At 40.3% G+C, this 26,167-nt stretch carries 27 protein-coding genes and 1 pseudogene; 2 read left to right on the forward strand and 26 right to left on the reverse strand.

Annotated elements, in window-relative coordinates:
- Positions 1-488: 488 nt before the first annotated feature.
- Positions 489-617: a hypothetical protein gene (locus CSV79_RS17330; RefSeq protein ID WP_255407447.1), complete on the forward strand. Its 129-nt coding sequence runs from the start codon at positions 489-491 to the stop codon at positions 615-617.
- Between the two features lie 60 nt (positions 618-677).
- Here CSV79_RS17330 and CSV79_RS12775 read toward each other — a convergent pair whose 3' ends face one another.
- The 7 genes from CSV79_RS12775 to CSV79_RS12805 form a co-directional block, all read right to left on the reverse strand.
- Positions 678-1,439, reverse strand: coding sequence for an ABC transporter permease (locus CSV79_RS12775; RefSeq protein ID WP_099689452.1), 762 nt, complete (start codon positions 1,437-1,439; stop codon positions 678-680).
- Positions 1,436-2,182 carry an ABC transporter ATP-binding protein gene (locus CSV79_RS12780; RefSeq protein WP_233201443.1) on the reverse strand — a complete coding sequence of 249 codons (747 nt, stop codon included), beginning with the start codon at positions 2,180-2,182 and terminating at the stop codon, positions 1,436-1,438. The genes CSV79_RS12775 and CSV79_RS12780 overlap by 4 nt, the downstream gene beginning before the upstream one ends.
- A gap of 27 nt (positions 2,183-2,209) precedes the next feature.
- A complete protein-coding gene (locus tag CSV79_RS12785; RefSeq protein ID WP_233201446.1) occupies positions 2,210-2,905 on the reverse strand; it encodes a CBS domain-containing protein in 696 nt (231 codons plus the stop codon).
- Positions 2,906-3,052: 147 nt separating this feature from the next.
- A complete protein-coding gene (locus CSV79_RS12790) occupies positions 3,053-4,372 on the reverse strand; it encodes a YjiH family protein (RefSeq protein WP_099689454.1) in 1,320 nt (439 codons plus the stop codon).
- A gap of 81 nt (positions 4,373-4,453) precedes the next feature.
- Positions 4,454-5,707, reverse strand: coding sequence for an imidazolonepropionase (gene hutI / locus CSV79_RS12795; protein WP_099689455.1), 1,254 nt, complete (start codon positions 5,705-5,707; stop codon positions 4,454-4,456).
- Entirely contained in the window at positions 5,708-7,390 is a 1,683-nt protein-coding gene (gene hutU / locus CSV79_RS12800; protein ID WP_099689456.1) for a urocanate hydratase, read from the reverse strand.
- A gap of 165 nt (positions 7,391-7,555) precedes the next feature.
- On the reverse strand, positions 7,556-8,986 hold the full coding sequence (locus tag CSV79_RS12805) for a helix-turn-helix transcriptional regulator (RefSeq protein WP_099689457.1): 1,431 nt from the start codon (positions 8,984-8,986) through the stop codon (positions 7,556-7,558).
- A gap of 173 nt (positions 8,987-9,159) precedes the next feature.
- On the opposite strand from CSV79_RS12805, the gene CSV79_RS16640 reads away from it, so the two are divergent.
- On the forward strand, positions 9,160-9,447 hold the full coding sequence (locus CSV79_RS16640; protein WP_143560577.1) for a hypothetical protein: 288 nt from the start codon (positions 9,160-9,162) through the stop codon (positions 9,445-9,447).
- Here CSV79_RS16640 and CSV79_RS12810 read toward each other — a convergent pair.
- The 19 genes and pseudogenes from CSV79_RS12810 to CSV79_RS12900 form a co-directional block, all read right to left on the reverse strand.
- Positions 9,396-10,139: a hypothetical protein gene (locus tag CSV79_RS12810; RefSeq protein WP_143560578.1), complete on the reverse strand. Its 744-nt coding sequence runs from the start codon at positions 10,137-10,139 to the stop codon at positions 9,396-9,398. The two genes, CSV79_RS16640 and CSV79_RS12810, sit on opposite strands and share 52 nt — an antisense overlap.
- A gap of 40 nt (positions 10,140-10,179) precedes the next feature.
- Positions 10,180-10,590 carry a DUF3021 domain-containing protein gene (locus CSV79_RS12815; RefSeq protein WP_099689459.1) on the reverse strand — a complete coding sequence of 137 codons (411 nt, stop codon included), beginning with the start codon at positions 10,588-10,590 and terminating at the stop codon, positions 10,180-10,182.
- Positions 10,587-11,045 (reverse strand): LytTR family DNA-binding domain-containing protein, encoded by a 459-nt coding sequence (locus tag CSV79_RS12820; protein ID WP_099689460.1) that lies wholly within the window; start codon positions 11,043-11,045, stop codon positions 10,587-10,589. Before CSV79_RS12820 ends, CSV79_RS12815 begins: the two co-directional genes overlap by 4 nt.
- Positions 11,046-11,257: 212 nt before the next feature.
- Positions 11,258-12,664, reverse strand: a complete 1,407-nt coding sequence (locus tag CSV79_RS12825) for a putative Ig domain-containing protein (RefSeq protein WP_199171920.1) — start codon at positions 12,662-12,664, stop codon at positions 11,258-11,260.
- 22 nt (positions 12,665-12,686) lie between these two features.
- Complete coding sequence (locus CSV79_RS12830; RefSeq protein ID WP_099689462.1) at positions 12,687-13,481, reverse strand: Ig-like domain-containing protein; 795 nt, start codon at positions 13,479-13,481, stop codon at positions 12,687-12,689.
- A 41-nt stretch (positions 13,482-13,522) separates the two neighbouring features.
- A complete protein-coding gene (locus CSV79_RS12835; protein WP_099689463.1) occupies positions 13,523-15,220 on the reverse strand; it encodes a hypothetical protein in 1,698 nt (565 codons plus the stop codon).
- Between the two features lie 222 nt (positions 15,221-15,442).
- A complete protein-coding gene (locus CSV79_RS12840; RefSeq protein ID WP_099689464.1) occupies positions 15,443-17,119 on the reverse strand; it encodes an N-acetylglucosaminidase in 1,677 nt (558 codons plus the stop codon).
- A 63-nt stretch (positions 17,120-17,182) separates the two neighbouring features.
- Positions 17,183-18,400, reverse strand: a complete 1,218-nt coding sequence (locus CSV79_RS12845; protein ID WP_099689465.1) for a sensor histidine kinase — start codon at positions 18,398-18,400, stop codon at positions 17,183-17,185.
- A gap of 33 nt (positions 18,401-18,433) precedes the next feature.
- On the reverse strand, positions 18,434-19,222 hold the full coding sequence (locus CSV79_RS12850) for a response regulator transcription factor (protein WP_369824981.1): 789 nt from the start codon (positions 19,220-19,222) through the stop codon (positions 18,434-18,436).
- Between the two features lie 101 nt (positions 19,223-19,323).
- Positions 19,324-19,719: a GlcG/HbpS family heme-binding protein gene (locus CSV79_RS12855; RefSeq protein ID WP_099689467.1), complete on the reverse strand. Its 396-nt coding sequence runs from the start codon at positions 19,717-19,719 to the stop codon at positions 19,324-19,326.
- 1 nt (position 19,720) lies between these two features.
- Positions 19,721-20,032 carry a glycerol dehydratase reactivase beta/small subunit family protein gene (locus tag CSV79_RS12860; RefSeq protein WP_099689468.1) on the reverse strand — a complete coding sequence of 104 codons (312 nt, stop codon included), beginning with the start codon at positions 20,030-20,032 and terminating at the stop codon, positions 19,721-19,723.
- Positions 20,029-21,867, reverse strand: a complete 1,839-nt coding sequence (locus CSV79_RS12865) for a diol dehydratase reactivase subunit alpha (RefSeq protein ID WP_099689469.1) — start codon at positions 21,865-21,867, stop codon at positions 20,029-20,031. The genes CSV79_RS12860 and CSV79_RS12865 overlap by 4 nt, the downstream gene beginning before the upstream one ends.
- A gap of 3 nt (positions 21,868-21,870) precedes the next feature.
- Complete coding sequence (locus tag CSV79_RS12870) at positions 21,871-22,293, reverse strand: diol dehydratase small subunit (RefSeq protein WP_099689470.1); 423 nt, start codon at positions 22,291-22,293, stop codon at positions 21,871-21,873.
- Positions 22,290-22,877: a propanediol/glycerol family dehydratase medium subunit gene (locus CSV79_RS12875; protein WP_099689471.1), complete on the reverse strand. Its 588-nt coding sequence runs from the start codon at positions 22,875-22,877 to the stop codon at positions 22,290-22,292. Before CSV79_RS12875 ends, CSV79_RS12870 begins: the two co-directional genes overlap by 4 nt.
- 14 nt (positions 22,878-22,891) lie before the next feature.
- Positions 22,892-24,577, reverse strand: coding sequence for a propanediol/glycerol family dehydratase large subunit (locus CSV79_RS12880; RefSeq protein ID WP_099689472.1), 1,686 nt, complete (start codon positions 24,575-24,577; stop codon positions 22,892-22,894).
- A gap of 236 nt (positions 24,578-24,813) precedes the next feature.
- Positions 24,814-24,951, reverse strand: a pseudogene (locus CSV79_RS12885) (D-ribose ABC transporter substrate-binding protein); the annotation flags it as partial.
- Between the two features lie 70 nt (positions 24,952-25,021).
- Positions 25,022-25,534: a flavin reductase family protein gene (locus CSV79_RS12890; RefSeq protein ID WP_099689473.1), complete on the reverse strand. Its 513-nt coding sequence runs from the start codon at positions 25,532-25,534 to the stop codon at positions 25,022-25,024.
- A 17-nt stretch (positions 25,535-25,551) separates the two neighbouring features.
- Positions 25,552-25,818 (reverse strand): YciI family protein, encoded by a 267-nt coding sequence (locus CSV79_RS12895; protein ID WP_099689474.1) that lies wholly within the window; start codon positions 25,816-25,818, stop codon positions 25,552-25,554.
- Between the two features lie 28 nt (positions 25,819-25,846).
- Positions 25,847-26,143, reverse strand: a complete 297-nt coding sequence (locus CSV79_RS12900; RefSeq protein WP_099689475.1) for a hypothetical protein — start codon at positions 26,141-26,143, stop codon at positions 25,847-25,849.
- Positions 26,144-26,167 lie beyond the last annotated feature (24 nt).

Here is a 26,167-nt window from a genome sequence, read left to right on the forward strand (position 1 = left end):
ATCGTTGCTCGACATATTTCCGATACTGGAGTCAGTAAAGGTCTGCTTTCTATCATCGCTTCGGCACGTGGGGGATTGCCTCCCGCCAGGAGCCAGCTAGCGAAGGTCGCGCTAGTAGTCTCCTGGCTTCGGCTGACCCCGCAGTTGTGCCTTCGCTTTTTGAGTATAGTCTAGTTCTAGTAGTCTTTGGTACGTAGTAAAAATTCACTTTTAGACTACAAAATACTATGCCACTTACTCCCCCTCACCAAACGAAGGCGCCTTACAAGCGGTAGGCGGAGCAATAAGACGGATAGGTGCCCTTCCTATCTGGCTTATTGTGGGAGCCATCCGCCAGCGCCGCAGTGGGTTCAGTGACGAATTGCTTCTCTATATAAAGAAGCGGATTAAAGTGTCTAGAACTTCCGAATCCCTTACTAACGTCAAAAAACTATGCCACTTACCACTCCTTACTAAACGAAGGCGCCTTACAAGCGGTAGGCGGAGCAATGAGACAGAGAGGCGCACTTCCTTTCTGGCTCATCGCGGGAGCCATCCGCCAGCGCCGCAGTGAGTACAGTGACGATCACTTCCCTACATACAGCAGCGGATTGAAGTGGCTTAAACTTACTACATAGACCTTGCAGCTGTACATCGTATCGGTGTGTAATCCATATAAAAAAGCACTCGGAAAGTGACTACTCCGAGTGCTCTTTTTGTACCATTTGCATACGCTCATTAAACAATGTTGGATAGGACAGTAAACCTAAGCAAACACTCGTCATAGCAGCTGTTGTTAATAGCAGAAAGATGACTAATATTTGAAACTGCACAGCCTCTAACGGATCTGCACCTGCAATAATCTGTCCACTCATCATACCTGGTAATTGTACAAGTCCCATAGTTTTTTGGCTTTCTATTGTCGGTATCATACTTGCTTGAATCGAACGGATTAACTGCTTATGTATCGCTTGTTTTGGTGTACCACCTAAAGAAAGAATTAATTCACTTTCGGATCGATGCGCTTCTACTTCAGAAACAAATCGATTAAGGAATAAAATAGCCAACACCATCGAGTTACCGACTACCATGCCAGTAATCGAAATAATATATTGCGCGGTAGCTGGTACAATTTTGAAGCCGAGTAGAATTCCTTGGGTCAGGACTTCCAACAACACAAACGTGACAATTAGTTTCCACGTAATCCCTTTTATTTGCTGACCTTTTTTGCGGGCATTCTGTACAGCCGCACCTATCATTAGCGATACCATCAAAAAGATAAATACAAAGCTCTCCGAATCAAAGACGAATTTCAGCACGAAACCGACCAGTAATAATTGGATGGTTGAACGCACCGTTGCAATAATGGTATCGCGCTCGAGTTGTAAACCAAGCGTTTTAGATAATGCAATGGGAATCAAGACGAATATGAGCGTCAGTAACAAGGCAGTTGTACTCACTTGAATTCCCCCTTCAAAAATCGATTGACGGAAGGTATTTCAGAATATTGCAAAACCTCAATCTCCCCTGTTTCTACTAGCTTCCCATCTACCATGATCCAAGCATACTGTCCCATTCGCTTCGCTTGTTCTAAATTATGCGTAATCCAAATGACAGTAATTTGATATGTTTCATTTAAGTTTCGAATCAAATCCTCCACTTCATTCAGTGAAGAAGGATCAAGCGCTGACGTAATTTCATCTAGCAACAAGATTTTAGATTCATTTAGCAACGTTCTAGCAATGGATACCTTTTGTTGCTGACCGCCAGAAAGGTTTTGACTGTCACTTGTAAGATATTTACGTTCGAGTCCCACTTGATCTAGAATAGTTAACGCCTTCTCTTCACTCAATTCCTTACCCTGAAGACGCAAAGGCAATGCTAAATTATCAAAGACACTTCCAGTAATCATTGGAGAGTTTTGTAATACTATTCCTGCCCTGCGCCGCAAATCAATCGGAGTAATCTCATCTACTCGCTGCCCTTCTAAGTAAATCTCTCCTGTAGTTGGACTCAACAACCCATTGCACATTTTGAGTAAAGTTGTCTTTCCCGCACCGGAAGGACCAACTAACACAGTGATTTTCTGTTCAGGAAATGATCCCGTAATATCCCGTAAAATAGTCGTGTCTTGTACATGATAAGAGACTCTTTGGAAATGGATCGCTGGTTCGTACATCGAATGACTCCGTTCCTCATCCATTGATTTCACCTTTTCTACTTTCAGTCATTAATCTAATTTCAATAAATCTAGTGGCGTAATAATGCCAATCAGCTTTTCATCTTTACCGCCTTGCTCTGTAATAAGTAAAGCTTCCAAACGGTTGCCCGATATAATGGATTTTCTAAAGTAACCTTCCGCCTCATAAACTGACATCGTACTTTTGACAAATCGATACGTTTTTTTACGTTTCTCATGATTATAAATATCCAATAATGTCGGTATTTCCCGGGAAATGTTTTCGTTTTCCTGACCTGCTAGCCAATTCATTATACCATTCGCCGTAATTAGACCAATAAACTTCCCTTTTTGATAAATAGGTAACTGATTAAAGTTCTTTTCTCTCACTATTTTCAATCCCGCCGCTAATGATTCATCGGCTTGTAAAGTATGTACTTTTCGCTCGAATAATTCCTTTACCGTCACCGGGTGTGAAAGTTTCTTCTCAATCAATTCAATTGTTTCCACAATCACGTCATGAGGCTCTGCAATAGCATAATCTAAACCTGTTCGATTATGTACAATTGCATTGCGCAGACTACCAAACTCCTTTAAGTCATCCTCATAATGTGCAATAAGTGCATGTTGATGTTTAGCTTTGTCAACTTTCTTTGCGAATGACAAATGACTTGGCAAGTCTGTAATTTTCATCAGCGACTTATCAATACGGTTATATGCAACTAAAAAACGCTCTGAATTTTTCACCAATATTGACACCCCTCTCTATATAGGCAAAGTATATCATATTCCGACAGAATCCAAGCCTATAGATGATAGGTTATATAGGAAGTCTAAAGACAAAAAAAGTTATTTAAACATCTGAATGACAGACGTTTAAATAACTTTCATTTTCTATAATACTAAAAATGCAATGGGTGTGACGATGATCAACGTCAAAATTACACGCTGTACCCAAATGATTAACAGTTTAGGAATGGAAATTGGAATTTCTGTCGCTACAATACAAGGCACGAGTGCGGAGAAGAAAATGATTCCCGATACAGATACTACTCCGATAATGAACTTTGAAATCACTGCTGACTCCGCAACAAGTAATGCAGGTAAGAACATTTCCGCAATACCAAGTGCACTCGCTTTTGCAACTAGCATAGGCTCTGGGACTTGCATCAAGTATGTGAATGGATAGAATATATAGCCGATCCAATCAAACACCGGTGTATATTCTGCTAGTACTAATCCTAATAATCCAATTGACAAAATGGAAGGTAAAATCGCCATTGTCATCATAATTCCATCTTTTAGATTGACACCAATGTTTTTTGCGACGCTAGGAGCAGAAGAAACGGTCTCCATCGCCTCGTCCCATGCTGCTACCATTCGATTTCCTGTCGGCTTTACTTCAGGCTGAGGTGTCGATCCTTCATAATACTCATCTTTCATCGAAGCAAGGGGCCAGATGCGTACCGTAATTCCTGTTACGATGAACGTTACAACTAATGTGAGCCAGAAATATAAATTCCACATACTCATCAAATCGAGCGTTTTCGCTACAACAACCATGAATGTGGCAGATACAGTAGAGAAACCTGTGGCGATAATTGCCGCTTCTCTTGCTGTATATTTCCCTTCCTTATACACACGATTGGTGATGAGAAGTCCTAATGAGTAGGATCCAACAAAGGACGCGACTGCATCAATAGCTGAACGTCCTGGAGTTTTCCAAATTGGACGCATAACAGGTTGCATGAGTACGCCAATGAATTCAAGTAAGCCATAACTAACGAGTAGCGCCAAGAAAATTGCACCGATTGGAACTAATAATCCAACAGGTATAACCAATTTATTTAGCAAGAAAGGCCCCATATCTGGTTCAAACAGCCAAGCGGGTCCTATATTGAAGATTAAAAGTATTCCTACTACAAAACCGACTACTTTAAATATCGAAAACACTATATCAACTGTAGACTTCTTCCAAGTACCTGAAATAAACGGATATACAGCACCCACTAATAAAATGAGTAATGCATAGTATGGTAAGACAGCGCTTACATTCGTCTGAAGCCATGTAACGATATGGTCTAGCATAATTGAATCTTTCTCACCTATGGTCACTGGAACGAAAAACATGAATGCTCCAATTGCACTATAAACAAAGAACTTCCACATACCTGGGTTTGTTTTAGTTGTCGCCATTTCTTTTACCTGATCCATCATTTCTCCCCCCTCAAATTCGTTCTCTTCTTGCGAAAAACACAGCGCAAGAACGTTTTCTAGACGTTCTTGCACAGTCCTTTAACCGACGATTAATTGACCTTTTTTCCACACTTTTTCTACGTGGTTGACTCCGAATAAGTACTGTAGTTCTTGATAGCTACCAATATCCCACATGACGACATCACCTTGCTTACCTACTTCTAAAGAACCTGACCGATCTTCCACTTTGATCGCGCTAGCTGCATTTATTGTCGCTGCAACTAAGGCTTCTGCCGGCGTCAAGCGCATAGAAATACAAGCTAAGTTCATGACAAGTGGCATAGATGTTGTCGGTGAAGAACCCGGATTGCAGTCTGTTGAAATCGCTACTGCCATTCCCGCATCAATCATTTGACGTCCTTTCGCTGCTTCTTCGCGAAGGAATAGAGCTGTTGCCGGCAACAAACATGCGATGACTCCAGCTGCCGCCATATCTTCAATTCCTTGGTCAGATGCTTTCAATAAATGCTCGGCAGAAATTGCGCCTACTTTGGCAGCGAGTTCTGCTCCGCCATACGATACGATTTCATCTGCATGAATTTTAGGCGTTAACCCCAATTTTTTCCCTGCTTCTAAAATACGTTCAGATTGCTCTGGAGTGAAGACATCTTTTTCACAAAATACATCATTGAATACAGCTAATTTCTCTTCTGCTACTGCCGGAAGCATTTCATTGATGATCAAATCTACAAATGCTTCTTCATTCCCTTTATATTCTTTAGGTACAGCATGAGCACCCATAAATGTAGGGATAATTTCTACCGCATGCTGCTCATTTAAACGCTTCGCCACTCGCAACTGCTTCATTTCGGTTTCAAAATCCAAACCGTAACCACTTTTTCCTTCAACTGTCGTCACACCGTGTTTTGCGAATGAATCCAATCGACGAGTAGTTTGCTCGACTAGTTCATCTTCTGTTGCTTCACGAGTCATACGGGAAGTCGCGTGGATTCCCCCGCCGGCATTCATAATATCCATATACGTTGCGCCTTCAAGACGCATTTCAAATTCACGTTCTCGGCTTCCACCATACACTACATGCGTATGTGGATCGACTAGACCTGGAGTAACTAATCGTCCTATCGCATCGACGATATCCGCTTCATTCGCACGATTAGCAAATTGTTGTTCTAACTGTTCAGTCGTACCAACCGCCACAATTTTGCCGTCCTCGATCCAGACACTTCCGTCTTCAATGATCGCAAGGTTCGACATGTCTTTGCCCTTACGCGGTCCATTTTCACCAGCAATAGTTGCTAGTTCTTTTGCGTGTTTAATCCATAGAGGTTTCAATTATTTTCCACCTTCCAACATTGGCATATTAATTCCTTTTTCCTTTGCTGTTTGAATCGCAATATCATAGCCTGCATCTGCGTGACGAACAACACCCATACCAGGATCTGTTGTCAATACGCGCTCAAGGCGTGCTTCCGCTTCTTTCGTTCCGTCCGCCACGATAACCATTCCCGAGTGTTGAGAATATCCCATACCTACACCGCCGCCATGGTGAAGTGAAATCCACGTTGCCCCACCCACTGCGTTGATCATAGCATTCAAGATTGGCCAGTCAGAGACGACATCTGATCCATCTTTCATCGCTTCTGTTTCACGGTTAGGTGAAGAAACTGAACCTGAATCTAAGTGGTCACGACCGATAACGATCGGTGCACTTAATTCACCACTCGCCACCATATCATTGATGATTTTACCGAAGCGCGCTCGTTCTCCATAACCTAACCAGCAAATTCGAGCAGGTAAGCCTTGGAACTGAATCTTTTCTTGCGCCATCTTAATCCAATTACAAAGATGCGTATTATAGCTAAATTCACGTAAAATCACTTCATCTGTTTTACGGATATCTTCCGGATCACCAGAAAGTGCTACCCAGCGGAAAGGTCCTTTTCCTTCGCAGAATTGAGGACGGATGTAAGCCGGTACAAATCCAGGAAAATCAAATGCACGTTCCACGCCTTCGTCTTTCGCTACTTGACGGATATTATTACCATAGTCAAATGTGATTGCGCCTTTATCCATCATGTCAATCATCGCTGCTACGTGTTGTGCCATAGCTTTCTTCGAGAGTTTCACATATTCTTCTGGATTGGATTCACGAAGTTGTGCCGCGTCTTCAAGAGACATTTTAGATGGAATATAGCCATTCAATGGATCATGAGCAGACGTTTGATCTGTTAGAACATCCGGAATAAATCCGCGTGCAATCATTTCTGGCAATAGGTCTGATGCGTTTCCTAATAAGCCTATCGATAATGCTTTACCTTCTGCTTTTGCTTCCTCTGCAAGTCGAATCGCTTCATCTAGCGAATCCGTCTTAACGTCTGTATAGCGTGTTTCAATTCGACGATCGATCCGTGTTTCATCGACTTCAATTCCGATACAAACTCCGCCTGCCATAGTGACTGCTAGTGGTTGGGCACCACCCATGCCGCCTAGCCCTGCCGTTAATGTGATCGTTCCTTTTAAAGAACCACCATAATGTTGGTTCGCTAGTTCAGCAAACGTTTCATATGTCCCTTGCACAATCCCTTGTGAACCGATGTAGATCCAGCTTCCCGCAGTCATTTGGCCGTACATCATCAAGCCTTTTTTATCTAGCTCGTGGAATGTATCCCAGTTCGCATAAGCGGGTACGATATTTGAATTTGCAATCAAGACACGTGGTGCATTTTCATGTGTTTTGAAAATAACAACCGGCTTCCCTGATTGAACAAGTAATGTTTCATCATTCTCTAATTCTTTCAATGAACGAACAATCGCGTCGAAACTTTCCCAGTTACGTGCCGCCTTACCAATTCCACCGTAGACGACCAATTTATCTGGATGCTCTGCCACGTCGGGATGTAAATTATTCATCAACATGCGAAGGGCTGCTTCTTGTTGCCACCCTTTCGTATGAAGTTCTGTTCCTGTATAGTGAATTACTTTTGCTGCTGCTGTATTTGTCGGTTTTACTGTCATATTCATGACCTCCTCATAAGTTACTCTTAGTATACTAAGAATAATCTCACAATATCTTTGCATTTTAATGACTATTTTATATTTAGTTTACACAGTTTAAAGGAAAACGTTTTCATTTATATTTTATTAACAAAGACTATCAATTATTACGTTAGATAAACATCTTTATGACTGACGGAAGGCATACGGTGTCCATCCCGTCGCTTCTTTAAATCGTTTACTGAAATAGGCTGGATGTGAAAAGCCTGCAGTCTCCGCCACGTCAGCAATCGCTAAATCTGTCTCTTTTAATAGACGTTTCGCTTGTTCGATACGGATTCTCAGTAACGCATCACGAAATGATTCATCCGCTTCCTTCGCATATTTACGGCTCAATGTACTTTTATGCATCTTCATTTCCTCAGCACAATCCGCCAAGTTCCAAGAAGAATTCCAGTAGTTCATAACCATTCGCTCACGCACTTTCCCTACAAAGTCTTGTGAAATATGCAGATCACTCGATGTTTGAATCAAGTCATTACTAAACGCGATGAAAGACTGGATAATATGGTACATCACAGGCTCCTGAATCGTTTTATTAAATAGTGCATGATACGCTTGTTCCACTTTCGAAGTCTGCAACGAATTCGCCATCATGTAGCGACGCATTTGTGCCAAAATACTCGTTAGTCGAACACGCACCATCTCAGGATTCGGATATGGCTGTTCCAAAGTTAGAAAGTCATATTCTAACCACTCACGAATACTTTGCAGTTGCTGTTTGTTCAACATCTCAATCCATTTTTGCTGATCAATTGGTGACAGAAACGGATCAAGTTCCTTCCATTGAAAGTCTTCTTCAATCTGCATGAGGATATCGTAGCCATCATAGAAAATTCGTTCATGGAATAACCGCATATTCGAATAAAGCAGACGGTAGCTCACTTGCTCTTCTTCTTTATAAAGATAAATTGTCAGCAACGCATCTGATTGAAGTTTCCATTGTGAGAAAAATACACGATACGCTTCATGTAGTGACTGCATTTCACGGAGACGATGAATGACGAGTACATGATCCGAAAACGGAAAGACTTGAAATGCAGATGGAAAATCATAACGTTTCAGTTTGTCTACGAGTATGTCTAGTACTTCAAGATCGGATATAGCTAGCAAACTCACGCATATCGGATATTCCGTTAATGTATCGCGGATCAATAAGTCTTCATACGAAATCAAGTTTTTTCCTATAGGGGCCGGTTGTGCTCTGTCTACATTTTCATTGCGCCAACGAAATCGGATTTGCTGTATTTGCTTTAACAATCTTTCAGGGGGAAATGGCCGAAAAAGTACGTCTTCTGCTTTAAGCGTAAGTGCTTGATAGACCGTTTGGAACGTTCGCTCAGATGATATCCCAAGCCAAATCGTCTGTGCCGGCAATTCAACATCTTCTTTTTTGATAAAGTCCATATCGATAATATAGAGATACGCATCCGAAAAATTACGTAGGACGCTCACTTCGTCTGTCACCTCTACTGTGACATCATTCCATTGTGAGGTTAGAAGCCATTGTAGACCTTGTGCTTCTAATGGGTCTTTTATAAGAAGTAGTATTTTCATTATGTATTCACCTCGTCTTAGGTAGTTGCTATGTATTGTAGCATAGTGACATTGGAATCTTCTGTCGTTCAATCTTTTAAAAAAATGCAACGTACTATCTCATTCATCCAATGAAGCGGCACAGTTCTACATTTTTTTTGAACATACGCTAGAAGAGAAGGAGGTGCTTGCATATGGCGTACAGAAATTTCAGACCTTGCAAAGGGTGTGATCCCCCCAATATCCCTAAAAGAGAACCTCGATGCTATGATAATAAAAAGATTGTTCATATACTAGTCGATTTATCGATGGGGGCTCCAGTAGAAATTACATTAAAAGAATCAAAAGATCATCAGCTAAATGGCTATTACTTACAGTTTGATAGAAACAATCGTGTCATTCACTTTCAACCGTTTGGTGAATCCGCTGTTCAAGAACTAGCCTTAGCGGACATCTGCACGATTAAATATAGTTCGTATTGATACACACGTAAAAACGATGAAGTGGTGCTAGACACGCAAGTTAGAATGTCACTAAGCACAAGTGTAGTGGAAGTACAAACAAGCAGCCTATTTAGCGTAGGCTGCTTGATTTTTTGTAGTTTTGGTGTTGCTATGAGCGGGGGAGTGGGTTCTATGAGCGCATACACCACTTCTATGAGCGCGTACACCACTTCTATGAGCGCGAAACACAACTCTATGAGCGCGTACACCACTTCTATGAGCGCAAAACACAACTCTATGAGCGCGTACACCACTTCTATGAGCGCATACACCACTCCTATGAGCGCGTACACCACTTCTATGAGCGCGAAACACAACTCTATGAGCGCGAAACACAACTCTATGAGCGCGTACACCACTTCTATGAGCGCGAAACACAACTCTATGAGCGCATACACCACTCCTATGAGCGCGTACACCACTTCTATGAGCGCGTACACCACTTCTATGAGCGCGTACACCACTTCTATGAGCGCGAAACACAACTCTATGAGCGCGTACACCACTTCTATGAGCGCGAAACACAACTCTATGAGCGCGTACACCACTTCTATGAGCGCGCACACCACTTCTATGAGCGCGTACACCACTTCTATGAGCGCGAAACACAACTCTATGAGCGCATACACCACTCCTATGAGCGCGAAACACAACTCTATGAGCGCGTACACCACTTGCTAGTAAACCGCCAGTTCACTTAATTTATCAAACCTACAACTCATTCAACTCTTTATTTAGCTTCTTCGCCTCATTGGCAAAGTACAAGTAAAAGCAATACCAAATGACCGCGTATACACTTAGAAACAGACCTACGAATGTTAAAAAGCTCTTCATTGTGAAATCAATCCAGCCGATTCCAAAAGCGGTGATGAAGTATAGAACCAATACAGTGATAAAGTGATAACTTGATTGACGTACTAGTGACCAATTTTCGTTTTCAAAATAGAGTGGAGTGACGCTGAAAAACCAAGAACAAAAAATTGTACCCAAGGCGTTTTTCATAAATATTCCGGCGTCTAGCGTGCTAACATCCCCAAAATAAATAATCATACTAGTAAGAACCACCGCTAAAAAACCGCCAAAGAATATCCCAATCATACTGCGAAACAAAAAGGTTTTCATTCGTTATTCCTCCTTTTCATAGTAAGTGCTTCTTTAATGCCATTCACGTACGTTCGTGACACATATTCCTTTATTCCAGATTTAAAATAAACAGCTAACGTGCCGTTAAATGATGCTTCAAACTTACTTAATTCATATAAATTTGCAATGACAGACTTAGAAAGTCGAATAAATCTTCCCGATGGTAAAAACGACTCCAGTTCATATAATTTTTCCCTGACTACATAGGAACCATTCGAAGTGACGGCTGTTACACCATCTGGCGTGGTATGAAAGTAGTGAATTTCCATTGGCTTTAAAATATGTTGCATGTCGCCATCCTTCCCCACAATGAATTCAATCTGTTGCCCCTTTAGGTAATCCAATAGTTCTTGGATGGATTGATCCATTTCTTTACATTCAATCGTAACTACTGTTTCAACGTTCGAACGATCAATATTCAAGGAAACCTTCATGTTAAGACACCTCCTCCTTACAATAATCTACTGGCTACTAACCTTAGTATACTGAGGTTTGTTGAATTCCGCTTTAGAATTCAAGTGACTGGTAGATTTCCGACTGTCAGTTGCCATTTACATGATGTCAATAGCACACATTTGATGAAGATTATAAAAAGGGTCTCCCTGCTGATTATTTACAAATCAGTTGGAAGACCCTTGTTAACTAGTTAATTCGGTTTTAATATATATTGCTTCGTTTCAAGAAGGTTGCCGTATTTATCATACATCCGGAAGACGACCGTTGAATTTGCATCGAAACTCGAACTGATCAAGCTGAATTTCTTATCTCCTTCAAAGTGCATATTATACGTCGAATTGACTGTTACTTTATAAACATCTGCTGAAACATCCACTTCAATCGTGTGGAGATTTAAGAACTGGACGTAAGCAACTTTTATGCTGTTCAAGTAATTTGCCGTTACAACGTTCACTTCTACACTAACAGTAAATCCACTATCCCCAATCATACCTTTCGCTATAAACGTACCCATTTTCGAAGTATCGACTGGCTGCCAAGTAACCGACTCTGTACCCTTCGTTTTATCCTTATACGTAACGTTTACTTTCGCTGGTAATTCAGGCGTACCATTTAACTTCACGTTAATCGGTAACAACTTCTCGACGGATAATAGATTCGAATCAATGACATCGATCCGGAACATCTGTTTTTCGATATCACCCACCGCATCGGTTACTTGAATCGTAAAGGTATAACTTCCCGCACGCGTCGGTGTTCCACTGATTTTACCCGTATTTTCATCGAGCGACATACCCGAAGGCAATGAACCCACTCGTTTAAAGGTATACGGTGCTCGACCGTTTAACGCAGAAACCTGATCGCTATATTCACTCTTCAATACAGCATTATCCAATTCTTTTGACTGAATCGCCAAAAACGTTGTCCGCTTCCCTGCAACGTAGTCAAGAATCCATTGCGCATCCTCTTGCGTCAGCACACCGTCGCCATTGACGTCCGCTGAAAGAAATGCTTCACGATCTGTAATCGGATTGTTCAAATGTTGTAAAATTCGAATCGCCGCCGCAGCAGTTGGCTTATTATTTCCTACCACGTCACCGACTGGCATTTTGCGCTCAATTTTACCATGCATGAAAGCCACAAGAAAATCTGTATTCAAACGACCTTTCATGTTGGCAGACACTATAGAAAGATCTACAGACTTACCTGCTTCAAACTTGTCGGATAGTTCATAAACTAAATAACCCATTATAATCTTCTTATCTGCTACTCTCTCTTCTTTGCCTGAAATCGACACGAAGTTTAGATCTAGTTTATTATTTACAACAGTCCACTTCGTACGGAATACTTTATCTTCAAAAGCAGGTGTCGGACGGAAACGTTTCAACTTAACCCCTTGATTGGCTGGAGTAGTAATGACAACGTTACCTGAACTCAAATACATTGCATCTCGCACTGTAACAGGCACTTCCACGTTTGTTCCAAGCGAACGACTTTCCCCTACTTCTAATGTTTCCGCTGCGTGCACTTTTCCTCCAATGAAACCGGAAAGTAACACGACACCGAACACCATCAATAAAGTCATTATTCTATTCATTGTATAGTTCATTTCCTCCACCTCAATTCACCTTAAACGTAAACCGTACAGGCTTACTTAATTTTGCTCCATTGGTTGAACGTAGTTGATTAGTAATATCCATTGTGTACGTACCACGCGGATACGTTCCAACCGGCTTCACTCTGAATTTCGTAGCACTGACTCCTTTCACTTCGACAGGAACTACTATACTTCCGCGCTTAACGCTGACTGCCTGGGCGTTTAAAGTAGCTGGATTATACGATGAATTCAACGTCACAACCCACGACTTGTCATTTGCTACTGGGTTCGCATGTGTCTTTTCTTTACCCGTGAACGGCTTGATTTGTCCATCGATTACTTGAGTTGTGATTTTCTTACCTTGTTCCGTGTATAACTCCACGTTCTCTAGCTTCAACTCATTCACCTTGCCAGAACCTAGCGTTAGCACAGTTGCTTTCACTTCCATTACTGTACCGTCAATCACGCTACCTGTTGATTTAGCGAATGACAATGAAACGTTTCCTGCCGCATCACTGCCACCTGAAGATAAATAAGGAGAAAGTGTATCTGTCATTTTGACATCATTGGCGTTAATACGTACTTGATCCGAGTTATACAGGATGTCGAGTGAACCACCCGCGATTTTCTCATCACTGCTGATGAATACCGTTAAATTTACGGTTCCTGTCTTTTCTACAAATGCAGAAGATACACCGACTGCCGTCTTTATCACAGCCGCTTGCGCTGGAATCGCTGGAATTAGTAGTAATAGAATACTAAACCATACGAGAATCTTAATATTTTTCATAAATAATAAATGGGCGCGCCATCGCACACCCTACCTCCTTTTTGTTATCTACCGCTGAATCGTAGCTGTTAATCACCTTTTACCGCTTGTTCATTTAGCTTAAAGAATCCACTAGTAGTCAAATCTGTAGAAGCAGTTACATTATTCTTTTCGTTAGCTAGTACAGTAAAGAAATTACTTTGAGTCATTACATTCCCTGTACTTAACTTCAAGTCTGCTTTCCCGCTCACTACTTCTAGTTGGACAAGTGCTTTAGCGCCATAATGAAATTCCAATACATCAGCCGGCGAATTCGTTGTCACAATACGAAGTGGCTTCGTGTTAGATAGTTCTATTCCGTTTACAGATTTGAAATCGTTCAAATGAATAGAACTTGATCCTCCACTAATAACTTTTGTATGTGGGGCTGCCGAAACGCCTGTAACTGTGACTTTATCTAACACAGCCGTTCCTTTATCGCCTACATCTATTGTTAGGTCTCCAATAATTGTTGTATTTTCTAGACGTATAATCCGATTTTTCCCACTCCCTAATTGAACATTTCCTATAATTGTTTCACCTGTAATTGTTACATCACGATCAATAACAAATGGTGCTGCAGATGTATTAGTCAATATTAACGGATTTTGTAATTCAATCTTCTTAAGATTTACATTTGATAAGGCTAATTCAAATTGTTCTCTAGTTGTGACGGTTGCTACAGGGTTTACAGAATAAACTACGCCTAAGTCATTCAGCGCTCTTACATCAATTTCTTTCATAATACTATCTAGTAAAGTGGTTGACAGCATCAATTCATAAAGGGATACTGGCTTACCAAAAAATTTGGTATCGGCTTTTATATAGTCACTAACTTTATAGTCTTTTAGTTGATCATTTACTCGCATTTTAAAGTTTTTTGTTTCAAGCTTGCGACCATCTTTGCTGTAAGCTGTTAATTCAAAGTCATCATTGAGTACATATTCTTTACACTCGTCTGTAGACGGCGTGTTATCTACACATGTTAGTTCGTCAATGCCTGCTTGTCCCATGGAAAAACCATTGACGCCAGCTGTCGAACGATCTAAATCTCTTTCATATTGTTTATTCGATCCTAACTTCACTTTCAACCTTGTTGCATCACCACTTGCAATGACGTCAATATTCGATAAGTTGGGCGCGTTCTTATCTGAATCGACAACCCCTTTATAGCGGTGAATGGTCTCAATTTTCGTGATATAAATCGGTGGTACTTGGATCATGATATTACGCGGCTCATTATGCTTGAATATTTTTTCATTAATGAGCGATGCGTTGTTACTATTGACAAACACCGACTCAAATCCTGGCAGTAGGTCGTAGAATTTGAACGGAAATTCATAATCAGTCAATTGATCAAAATACATTTTCCCTCTTGGTATGACTAGTTTAAAGTCTTCTTGATCCATATAATCTATGAACTCCAAATTCTTAAATGTTATAGTAAGTACTTTTCCCGACTGAGTAACTTTTTTCACAATAGGTAATGAAACGTGTTTACTACCTACAAGTTGTTCAACATGAACATCACTTTCTGTAATCGCATGAATATTCTTATCAAATGTAATCTCCATTTTTTTCGCGCCAGTAAATCCATTATACAAGTCCGACGTTTCTTTAAACTCATACTCATAAGGCTTCTTCTCAAAAACTTCCGGTGTCTTTGGCGCTGCATCTGCTCTTAGTCCGATACTAAGCATGCTAATCGCCAGAACTAATGCAAATATGTTTTTCATAAATTTTTTCATCTACTCATTCTCCCCCGCGCTATTTTTTGTTCCGTACACATCTGTAAAAGCCCTCCCACACCCTTAATAATTTTCGACTTCTTCCCATTTTATCGGCATTTTCGATAGTTTGTTTACAAACCAAAAAAGAATCCTAACAGACTTTAGATTGTGCCGTCTAGCACAATTCCCAAATAAAAAACAGCCTCTAAAGTGCAGAGGCTGTCGGGTGTATTATAATTTCTACCATGTTAGCTTGTCCACGTAATCCCCATGCACATACAACTCTTCATATGGCACAGAATCCGAACGAACTTTCATCCATGGCTTTGCGGATAATTGATCGTCTAAAATGATGAACGGCATACCGGTTTTGGCATACGTATAGGCAGGTGTTCGGCTCGTGTTCGGATCACGACGAACATTCAAATTCACCGTATTTGACAAGCCGATTTTTTCAGGATTTGCTAACTCCTTACCACCCATCATACGATCCATTCGATACATATGGCCAGCGATTTTCGATCCCCAATATGGATCTGATGCATATTTCACATTGACACCTACTGCTTTATTGCCAAAATTTATTCCATTGGCATATTTCGCATTCGGCGGCAAGTAGTTTTTGTTTAGAAAAGCATTCAGTAACTCTTCGATATTTTGACCGACCGTTTCAAAATATACTATTTTTGGCCGATCGTCATTTACATATAAACCAAATAAATTATTGTATTTCTGTGCATAGTCGCTTAAGCCATAAATACTTTCATGCTGTGCCAACGCCAATATATGCATGGCGTTCACATGACTAGTTGCTTCAATACGCTTGAGTTCAGTACCTAGACCTAACAACTTACTTTTAGTAGTTGCATTGCGATACGTTGGCGAATTTGGGTATGCTTTCTCCAATTCTTGCAGTCTTTTTAGTATATATGCATCTAACTCAGCTGCTGTGTAACGCGTTTCACTGCGTAACGGCAAGTACTGAAAATACTGATAGGCCGTTCCTACAGCTTGTCCCGCTTCATTTGAAAAATGACTGCCATCCGTACTAAAGTATTTAAGACCTTCTTGCATGAACGTTGGTGCTACGCCCATCTCATAAGTTCCATACCTAGCAGCCGTATGTCTATAAATCGAATGAAACAGTGAACCATTTCTAACATAATAGTACGAACGGTCTTTTATCGTTTGACTAGGCAATAAGCGACTGTTTTCTTGTTTAATGAAATAATTCACACCCGCCAATTCTACTTCTACATAAGCATCCGTAGAATCTACATACATTAGTTCTGAATCCGCAGGCACATATGTTACTTCTTTTTTAAGTAGCTTGTCCGAATGAAGGATCGTTATCGAACTCGAACCGAATGATTTCGTGGAAACTAATCCAGCTGGCATGTGAATAATCTTTCCTTGATATGAAACGGCTTGAGTTGATTGCATACGATGTGAAGCGTCTTCAAAAGTGCTGTACTTAGCAACGAGTGAAGTTGTGCCGTCTTGCTTCACATTTATTACATCATATGTCAGTTCAGCTTTAATCGTAAATGTTTTAGTGACATACTCTTTTAACGCCTTGCCGTCACTATTTTTAACGCCTTGTGTAATATGTAATGTATATGTTTCCGCGTGACGATAACCGCCGGACGGAGCTGCAATGTGAACGAACGTATCAGAATTTGAAAATGCGAATGAATTCGTCTGCCTTACACCAAGTGAGTCTGTAATATAAACCGTATTTGAATTTACTGTTGTACGATTCACAGGTTTACTAAAAGAAATAGTCCATGTTTTATCTGCCTCTTCATTTGGTGAGTGTGGCCATGTAATGCTAGCTGCCTCAACTGATAGCGACATAGCGATCAGTAATACAAACATTAGCATACTACTCATCACTAGTTTCTTTACAAGTTTCAAGACAAGTAACCTCCCCTTATTATTAATTATATAAGATTCATAATCAATAATAACATCTATTAATTAATAATCATATGGCATAGACAGTTGAACGAGCGTTCCCACTTCTGGAAGTTGTTCTAGTTTATTGATCCCCCATTGTTGTCCGTAATAGTGCTTAATACGCTTATCTACATTATCTAATCCAATTCTCGTCGTATGTCCAGCTCCTGTTGATAGATGATCTGTTGATTTATCTTCATTTCCAATTCCAATTCCAGTATCTTTAATATTGATAATGACTTTCGAATCTTCTATAAAAGATTCCACTGTTATTGTAATAGGTTTCCCCGAAGTTTCAAAGCCGTGAACGATCGAGTTTTCAATGATTGGCTGCAATGTGAAAATGGGTATTTTGAAGTGTTTACTATCCTCTGATATGTTCATAATAACGTGTATTTGATCACGATACCGCGTTTTTTGGATCAATAGATACTGTTGAAGTTGTTCAACTTCCTCTTCTATTGAAATGAGCTGTTCCATATTCCGTAAGCTATATCGCAATATTTTACCTAGTGATTGTGTTACTTGTTCAGTTTGTATAGCATTTTCTACATACGCTAGACGGGAAATCGTGTTCAATGTATTAAATAAAAAGTGTGGGTTAACCTGTGCTTGGAGCACTTTGAGCTGTGTGTCTTTCAGTTGTTGTTCCAACGCTGAACGATGTTTTAATTCTGTTAATAGCTTTTCATTTTTTATCGATAGCTCTTGTGCCGTTAAGTAGGCATCACCCAACTTGACTATATAATTAGCGGTAATAAACAATAGTTCCGCAATCGATTGAACACGACTTTTGTTTTTTCGCTCTACCTTATTATAGAGGTTCTGCAACTTTCCTTGATCTAGTGGCAGCTCAGCTATACTCAACTCTATTTTCGGCAATTCATGTAGTTCTTCTTCCTCCAATAATACTTGGCCACAAAGAATAGAACCTAAGTACTCATCACGTAATATAATAGGAGCGGCAAAATCAACAAGTCCAGTGTGACAGCGATGAATGACTGGATAATTACTATTTGCTGCCAACTTGCCTACTTTATCGTCAGAAAGTATACATCTATTCAGACCTTCACTGCATGAACGTATATATTTACAGAAGGCAGTAAATTGGCTTGGTTCAGTCATTGGATTTCCTTGCGCATCACAAATTAGAACCGCCACTCCCATCGCTTCAGCGAATTGTTCTTGGAGCTTCTGCAATTGATCAATATTCACGAATTCACGCAAATTCTTTACCATACTGACCCCTTCTTTCCTATCCAACTATTCGTTCTAGATCATATGATGAATATATGTCTTTTTAACCTGTTCTTTTTTTAGTAATGCTTCATTTTTCCGATAGTGGCTTGGAGTTGATCCTACGCGTCTCTTAAATATTCTAGTAAAATAATTCAAGTCAGAAAACCCACATAATCTGCTAATCTCCGTTATCGTATACTGCGTTTGACTTAACAACTCTTTTGACTTCTCTATGCGTTCGGACGTAATGTATTCATTAATTGACCGATTCATTTTCTTTTTGAATAAGCGACTTAAGTATTGCGGATGAAGATGCACTACTTGTGAAAGTATGTCTAAAGTCAACTTTTCATCTACATGCTCTTTTATATACGAAGTGATACGTTCAACTGCTTCAGTGGACGGAGATTCTATACATTCTAGGTTCATACTCTTAACTATTTTTCTCAAAGATTGTACGAGTTCCTCTGTACTGACAGGCTTTAATAAATAGTCATCTACCCCTATTTTAATTGTCTGTAAGGCGTAATCGAATTCATTAAACGCAGTCAAAAATACTACTTTTATAGAGGGTTGTATGTTTCTAATAATTTTAGCTGCTGTAATGCCATCCATTTTGGGCATCTTGATATCTATTAACAACACATCAATAGTGTTCGTATTCGCAATTTCTATCGCCATCATGCCGTTCATCGCTTCAAAATAATGATTGAAGCCTAGTTGATTCTTTTGAATGATATCGAGTAAAACTTCTCTTTCAAGGGGTTCATCATCGACAATTAAAATGTTTATCGATCTCTCCTCCTTAGTTTTATATATCAGAACCTATGTTACTAGACTACAACAACTATTCAGACAACTCAATAAATCCTCCCATCATTTTTGAGTGAATGACGGAAGGATAGAAAAAATAACGTATCCAATTATTCAATTCCTGCTTCTGCTACTTCCGTATCCTCGGCTACGGAACCACCGCTAACGCCTATAGCTCCAATCACTTGATCACCATTCGTTATTGGAATGCCACCTCCAAAAACAATAATTCTTCCATCATTCGTTGTATTAATCCCGTAAAGCTCGCCACCTGGTTGCGCTACATCCTGTAATAGAGAAGTAGGCATTTGTAGTGCAACGGCTGTCCATGCTTTATTCTGCGAAATATCTACACTTGCTAAAAAGGCTCGATCCATGCGATGGCAAGCGATTAAGTTTCCTCCACTATCAACAATGGTAATAACCATAGGTACATTGATTTCTTTAGCTTTTTCTTCTGCCTTCTCAATCATGTTCTTAGCTACTTCTAAGGTCAATTCTGACATACTATTCCTCCTCGATAACTAATGGCTGCCCTTTCACCATTCGCGCAGCATTTTGCCCCGCTTTTCTACCATTTAGATCCTTTTCTATCAAATACGCTCGATCCGGTAGTTTTTCATGAAAGATCGCTATTTCATTCGTACGTTTCACTACAATAGTCACTCGTAATGATGTGAAACGAATAGTTTCTTCCGCCAGGTGTTTACAGACGTATGGAACGCCTTCTTCCTCTAAACCGGCACATATTTCTTTGATAAGCAGTTGATTCACTGTATCTGATACATAAATTGGTACATACACTTCGCTTTGTTTCATCGTTCACTCACACATCCATTCAAAGTCGATAAGACGAGTCCAGTTGCCACAGCATTCCTCGGCCCCTCAGTCCCTCGAATGTTTGCAAATCCAGAGACAATACCATATTTGGATAGCTCATCATTAATCATCTCGGGAATTTCAAAATCCAAAGCAGATCCACCGAGCATGACAACAAATGAAATATGCCGAATATTACGCGTCGGAATGACTTGTTCCAATGCACGAATCGCATTCGTGACGAAAATTTTTCGTTTGGCCTCTCGACGAATTGCTCGAATTTCTTCCATTGAATGGCGAACAGGTAGGGGTGTTATCTCATGTCCTTCTCGAAGAACTACTTTTCCAAATGCATCTGGTGAAAATGGCTCTTCTGAGAAAAGATATGTACCGTCCTCCAATTGCATATGGTAAAGACTTTGTACTTTTCCAAGCGGATACATTTTGATCTTTTCGGCTAGCTCCAAATCATGGAGGGAAAGCTCCGTATTTATGAGCATAGTGACCATATCGCCTGCTCCCGCTAGATGAACCGTACGGGTGACTCCTTTTTCATCCGTCGTGGCCGCATCCGTAGAACCGCCACCCATATCCAATATGACAATAGGACATTCTGTTCCCGGAGTAGTCAATGCCCCCATGATTGCCATTTCTGCCTCGACACCGCCTACCTCAACAGAAGCGCCTACTAATGCTTCTAATTTTGCAGCTACCGTTTGAATAGACGTCTTTTTTGTCTTCACCATCGAAGCCAAAGCGACTCCACTTTCCATCGTGATTTCTCCAGCTAACGCTCCCCGTATCGAAGTGGGGATTTTCGTATCCACTGCAAGTAAATCTGTAATACTGATCTCTTCAATCCGTTGATTAGTAATTTCCGACAAGTTATGACGTAAGCCATTGAGCATAGCACCGGCATTTGTGCCTTGCTCTCCCATCACGTCTTGTAATACACCGATTCTTTTGTACGTTCCCATCACTTCATCTGCACCGTCAGTGATATTCACTTTAATACTTGATCGATCCCCGATCATTAGCACACTACCAGACTCAATCTTTCGTTCCTTGATTTGTCCTTCAGGTGTTCGAATGACTACAGCCGATCGATTTCCGACTAATGATTTCGCAACGGGCGCTACTTGTTTCGTTTCGTAAGGAGTTAAATCAAAAACAGTGGATAGACCATACGGATTACTAAGCATTCGAATGACATGTCCAGGAGCAGCCACTTCAATTGCTGCTTTTTTTCCTATAGGTACTTTCTCAATCATCGTCACCTCATCTACAATCGGAACTTTTACTTGCAACCGATTGTGAATGAGTACTCCATCATCCTTCTGTACGATTACACCTGTGATTTGAATGCCTTTCTCTACTAATTTATTAAATTGATAAGCTACCCATTCATAATCAAATTGCTTGGAAACAACGACAATATACGCTTGCTGCTCTGTAGCGTGTTCCACTAATTGTTCCATCAAAATCGTTTGACCAATTCCTATTCCTTCGCCACCTGGTGTATCGGGATTATGACCGATCATCGAAGACTCCGTAATGACCGTTTCACTAATAACATCCATCGCTAGGTCACCAATAACTGGAACTGCGTCATTGATACGGACGATTGAAAGATCTTCAATCTTTTTATCAATCTTCTCCATTGCGCGCTGCAGACATTCTGCAACTCCTTTACAATTCATCACTGTTCCTTTAATTCCTGTTGTCGGCACGAGATGCTCTGTTAAAAAGACCGCTTCATTTCCACGAACTTCAACAATCGCTACTTCCGTTGATGAGTTTCCTATGTCAATTCCCGCGATTAGCTGTTCAGCCATGCCCTATTCCTCATCTTTACGTAATAATTTTCGTCGCGTATATACTTCAGCAGCCTCTTCTACTAACTTGGCATTCTCATCTGCTTGATACTCTATTCTCAATTCATTCGCGATGGCCATCAACTCTTCATAAGAGGAACGATTCGGTCGAAGTGCACTATAGATTTCTAAAATTCTTTCATCTGAGATACGAATTAGTTCAGCTGCTCTTCTAAAATTCTGACCTAATTGTTCACGCCCGATATTTTCGGAAATCTCTGCGTGCATAATTAACGTCTCCGGACTAATGCGTAAATCTTTACTAGATAGCTCGCCTTTCATCGCTGCTTCTAAAGTTAATTCATCATAGCTTTTATTAGTTGGTGTGAATAATACTTCCGGCCGCTTCTGACCTAACGGATAGTCTTGTCTTGTGAATTGACTCATACCATTTCCTCCTCCGAAATAGTGAACGTGCACTCTACATCAACAGCTAATTTATTTTGCACAATTTCTTGTGATTCTTTTAAATGTAGAATCGCAGCGATTGCCTGATAGCGTGGCCGAGCCATCTGATCATTAACGACAGGTACAGGATTTACATTTTCCCCTCTAGCATATAAAGCAGCATTGCGGCCGATCGCTCGGTACGTTTCAAGCGTGATTAGCGGTGATTGAGGGAATAGTTCCAAATTGCTCAGGGGATCCAAGTCTTGTTGGTGAATGATTGTCGTACCTCTAGACTGAATACCTATACCAATTCCTGAACCACTTAATTTCGCCGCTTGATGGCCAATAAAAGCCAAGTCCGCTGTTTCGAAATAGCGGATGACACGTGTCACTCCTCCCTGCTCCTCAATACCAGACATGATTTCCCGTAATACTTCACTGTGATTCACTTGAACGATCGTTTTTGAAAGCGCTTTCCCAAAAGCCGGTGAAATAGCAATCACTACTTCTTTAGGATTCGTTCCTTTAAGCGCTTTGGCGGTCTCTTCCATATGCATAACAATAGAATAGGATTGTTTCATCTACTTCCGCCTCCTCAATATTCACTCGGACTAATTGCTTGCCGAATATTTTTGATTTCTTCCCAACGTTCTTCACTCATACGGTATCCAGTACCAGGTCCTGTGTAATCATTTTCATTATTCACGGCACTTCTAACAATATTATTTTCATCAATAATAGCGGATGTGTGTAAATAATCTCCTGCCACACGCTGTTTCAACATATTGAAGATTCTTTCGGCAACTTGATGATAGCCTCTATTGGCTAATGCCTTCGCTACATCCAAGCCCGTAATGCCTTCACTTAGTACACGTTCAGCACCTTTTAAATCTTCCATTACATTTCTCTTTGGCATATCTTCACTACTATTTGCATACGTTGCTGCATCGATTTCCTCTTCTGTTATTTCTGGAAACCCTAATTCTTCAAAAAGAACTTGCATCGTCTTGGCCGCTTGATAGCGCATCTCGATCACTTCATTTTCTTCAACCGGTCGCAAACCACCATCTACCATCATATCTCGTTGAATAATTAAATAATCATCTACGTCCGATGAATCCATATTCGACCCAGCAAACATATTATCACTATTAGGTACCGCACTATAACCCGAGAAGACAAAGTCTGTACCTGGTAGCATTTGCAAGAGCATTTTTGCGCTACGACGAATTTCCGAATGAGAAAACGTCTGATCATTCCCTGACGCTACTTCTAAATCAAACATAGTAGTCGCTAAGTTTTCCGCCAATATGGCACGGATTCCACTTGGTACGGCAGCCGGAATTCCAATACAACTAATCGAACCGTTCTGTAACCCTTGAACACCTGCTCCTTTTGCCATCATGATACAGCGTATTTCTAAATACAACATCGATTTCCCTTCTGCACCCGCCATCTGCACTTCAGAACCTGTACCAGAAGTAAATCGCATTTTCGAACCTCGCGATGCATAAGCAGAGGCTAGGAATGATTTCGACCATGGCGTATCGTCCCCATCTTTAAAGACCGATTCGGTTCCATAAATAGAAATAGTTTCTGCATACGTAGTTAAGCCCAACATAGCTAATCGTAATTCTGTAGCTTCTTCTAGTGCATCTTGTGTTAAAATCCCACCTCTGACCGTTTGAGAACCTATCAAAAGTGCTAATGCATTAAAAGGTGCGTAGCGAACGACTCCTACTGTTGTTTCTTGTTCATCAAATCCTCTTAATGCGGCTTCGGCTGCATCTGCCGCCATCAATACGGGATTATCTCTAATATTCGTTACATGGCATTGATTGGACGGTTTCTTTCTAGCACGCATCTTTTGTAATGCCATCATCATTTCAACAACGTTTAATTGATTGAGCACTTCCACAATCTTGGCAGGGGTCAATCCTCTCACAACGGCTAAGACTTCAGCACGCGGAATATTAAAATCAACCAATAATCTCGCAATGTCTATACTATTCATACGCATCATCTGCTCAGCGGACTGTGCGTCAATAGTGTAATCCGCAATGAATTGATCTAGCATATCAAAATCTTCACGTTTTTTCCCGTCAAGTTCGATAATCCTCCCATCTTCTACCTTGATCGATGGTGGAGGATCATTCGGACTAGACATTGCTACAAATCCTTGTTCTGGCCATTCATGTACAAATCCATCTTTATTGACAGGTCGCTCTTCTAGGACTTGAAAACGTTTAGATCGTCTAACAGCTGTTTTATTCGTTTCCATATTTGCACTTCCCCTCCGAATTATTTTGTCTATTCTGTTAACTATATGGTGAATACTATTTTATTACTCTATACAATAGAGACTTAGATTAGGAAAAAGCATACTTCTATCATAATTTCTTAGCATTTTTCGGATACACATGGTTACCCCCTCAGACTTCTATGGAAAATAACAAAAAAACTCCCTAACCGATTACCCGGTCAGGGAGCTGTTCTTATCTATTTACTATTTACTATTTACTCTTTAATCAATTCCAACTCAACTGGAATATCTGCTTCAACGTCTTCGCCTTTCAACTTAGCAATCGCTGCTATCATCGCCTTTTTTCCAATCTCTTCAGGCTTTTGTGCAATTGTTGCTGCTAATTTAGCATTACATAAAAAGGTTATCACTTTAGTCTATGATGATTAATAGTACATTTCATTTGATAACTATAATATAGTATCAACTATTCACTTCTGACAGGTAAAACTCTTGAGGTACTGGACCAAATACTCGTCTATGATATAACATTGGTTCTTTTTCCGGGTCAATTTGAATATCTGTTACCTCTCCAATTAAAACTGTATGATCACCGGCTTCTATCGTTTTAAATGTTTTACATTCAAATACACCGAAAGCCCCTTCAATAATTGGCAATTTATTATCTGAAAGCTTCCATTCACATGCACTAAATCTATCTTCAACTTTACTAGCAAATGTTTTACATAATTCTTGCTGTTCACCCGCCAAAACATGTACAGCAAATTTCCCTCCTTCTGTAAATTCCTTTAAAGAAGAGACTCGATGATCAATTGACCATAGTAACATTAAGGGTTCTAAAGAAACTGATGCAAATGAATTTACAGTTAACCCTAAAGGAGTTCCGCCTTCATCTGTAGTTGTTAAAATAGTAACACCGGTTGGATAATTCCCCATAATCTGTTTGAATAATTCTTGTTTTTCAACTTTTTGCATATTCATCACTTCCCCAGTTAGTTTTTAAAATACGGAATCCACTCTTTCAATTCCAGTCGACGCACATTTTCAATAATATGTGGGTCGGCCACAGCCATGGAAAGCGCTTCCTCGTAAGAGTCTGCTTTATAGATAACAAGGGCACCTGATCCATCCGCAAATGGTCCCCTTGCAAAAATTTTTCCTTGTTCATTCAATCCATCTAAGTATTGAATATGGCGGGGGCGAACGATCTCATTTTTCACCGGATCCAGCATGTGTAATAGTGCAGCATAATACACCAAGTCCCCCTCCTCTTCCATGATTCTATTGCTAAATTGCTATTCTATTTTCATTTGTTGATCCAATATTACTTTCAACAAAACTGTCGAACATAATCCTTAATCCACCGCTACCAAAAGGAACAGTAGATTGAGTACTTATTTTATTCAATTGGATGTGTTCCATAAATAATAGTATTGTTCTCCTGCGTTCTTTTATGTTTACCACACCAATATGATAAAACCACTCATCAATTTTGTTGAAAATCCCTTTATTCACGCCGTATATTTTATTGCAAATGGAGACTATTGACGAGTCTGTAATATTGATAGTGTTCTCGATATCCATTTTTCAACCTCCTTTATTAGCGTT

It is taken from the genome of Sporosarcina sp. P13, from assembly GCF_002743055.1.
GTDB lineage: Bacteria > Bacillota > Bacilli > Bacillales_A > Planococcaceae > Sporosarcina.

Coding starts and splice junctions, on each gene's coding strand:
- CSV79_RS12805 (WP_099689457.1), bottom strand. CDS start 8,986: ATGAAAATACTACTTCTTATAAAAGACCCATTAGAAGCACAAGGTCTA.
- CSV79_RS12855 (WP_099689467.1), bottom strand. CDS start 19,719: ATGTCAGAATTGACCTTAGAAGTAGCTAAGAACATGATTGAGAAGGCA.
- CSV79_RS12790 (WP_099689454.1), bottom strand. CDS start 4,372: ATGGATCAGGTAAAAGAAATGGCGACAACTAAAACAAACCCAGGTATG.
- CSV79_RS12835 (WP_099689463.1), bottom strand. CDS start 15,220: ATGAAAAAATTTATGAAAAACATATTTGCATTAGTTCTGGCGATTAGC.
- CSV79_RS12865 (WP_099689469.1), bottom strand. CDS start 21,867: ATGGCTGAACAGCTAATCGCGGGAATTGACATAGGAAACTCATCAACG.
- CSV79_RS12870 (WP_099689470.1), bottom strand. CDS start 22,293: ATGAGTCAATTCACAAGACAAGACTATCCGTTAGGTCAGAAGCGGCCG.
- CSV79_RS12880 (WP_099689472.1), bottom strand. CDS start 24,577: ATGGAAACGAATAAAACAGCTGTTAGACGATCTAAACGTTTTCAAGTC.
- CSV79_RS12815 (WP_099689459.1), bottom strand. CDS start 10,590: ATGAAAACCTTTTTGTTTCGCAGTATGATTGGGATATTCTTTGGCGGT.
- CSV79_RS12900 (WP_099689475.1), bottom strand. CDS start 26,143: ATGGATATCGAGAACACTATCAATATTACAGACTCGTCAATAGTCTCC.
- CSV79_RS12820 (WP_099689460.1), bottom strand. CDS start 11,045: ATGAAGGTTTCCTTGAATATTGATCGTTCGAACGTTGAAACAGTAGTT.
- CSV79_RS12845 (WP_099689465.1), bottom strand. CDS start 18,400: ATGGTAAAGAATTTGCGTGAATTCGTGAATATTGATCAATTGCAGAAG.
- CSV79_RS12890 (WP_099689473.1), bottom strand. CDS start 25,534: ATGCAAAAAGTTGAAAAACAAGAATTATTCAAACAGATTATGGGGAAT.
- CSV79_RS12875 (WP_099689471.1), bottom strand. CDS start 22,877: ATGAAACAATCCTATTCTATTGTTATGCATATGGAAGAGACCGCCAAA.
- CSV79_RS12780 (WP_233201443.1), bottom strand. CDS start 2,182: ATGGATGAGGAACGGAGTCATTCGATGTACGAACCAGCGATCCATTTC.
- CSV79_RS12860 (WP_099689468.1), bottom strand. CDS start 20,032: ATGAAACAAAGCGAAGTGTATGTACCAATTTATGTATCAGATACAGTG.
- CSV79_RS17330 (WP_255407447.1), top strand. CDS start 489: ATGAGACAGAGAGGCGCACTTCCTTTCTGGCTCATCGCGGGAGCCATC.
- CSV79_RS12825 (WP_199171920.1), bottom strand. CDS start 12,664: ATGAATAGAATAATGACTTTATTGATGGTGTTCGGTGTCGTGTTACTT.
- CSV79_RS16640 (WP_143560577.1), top strand. CDS start 9,160: ATGGCGTACAGAAATTTCAGACCTTGCAAAGGGTGTGATCCCCCCAAT.
- hutU (WP_099689456.1), bottom strand. CDS start 7,390: ATGACAGTAAAACCGACAAATACAGCAGCAGCAAAAGTAATTCACTAT.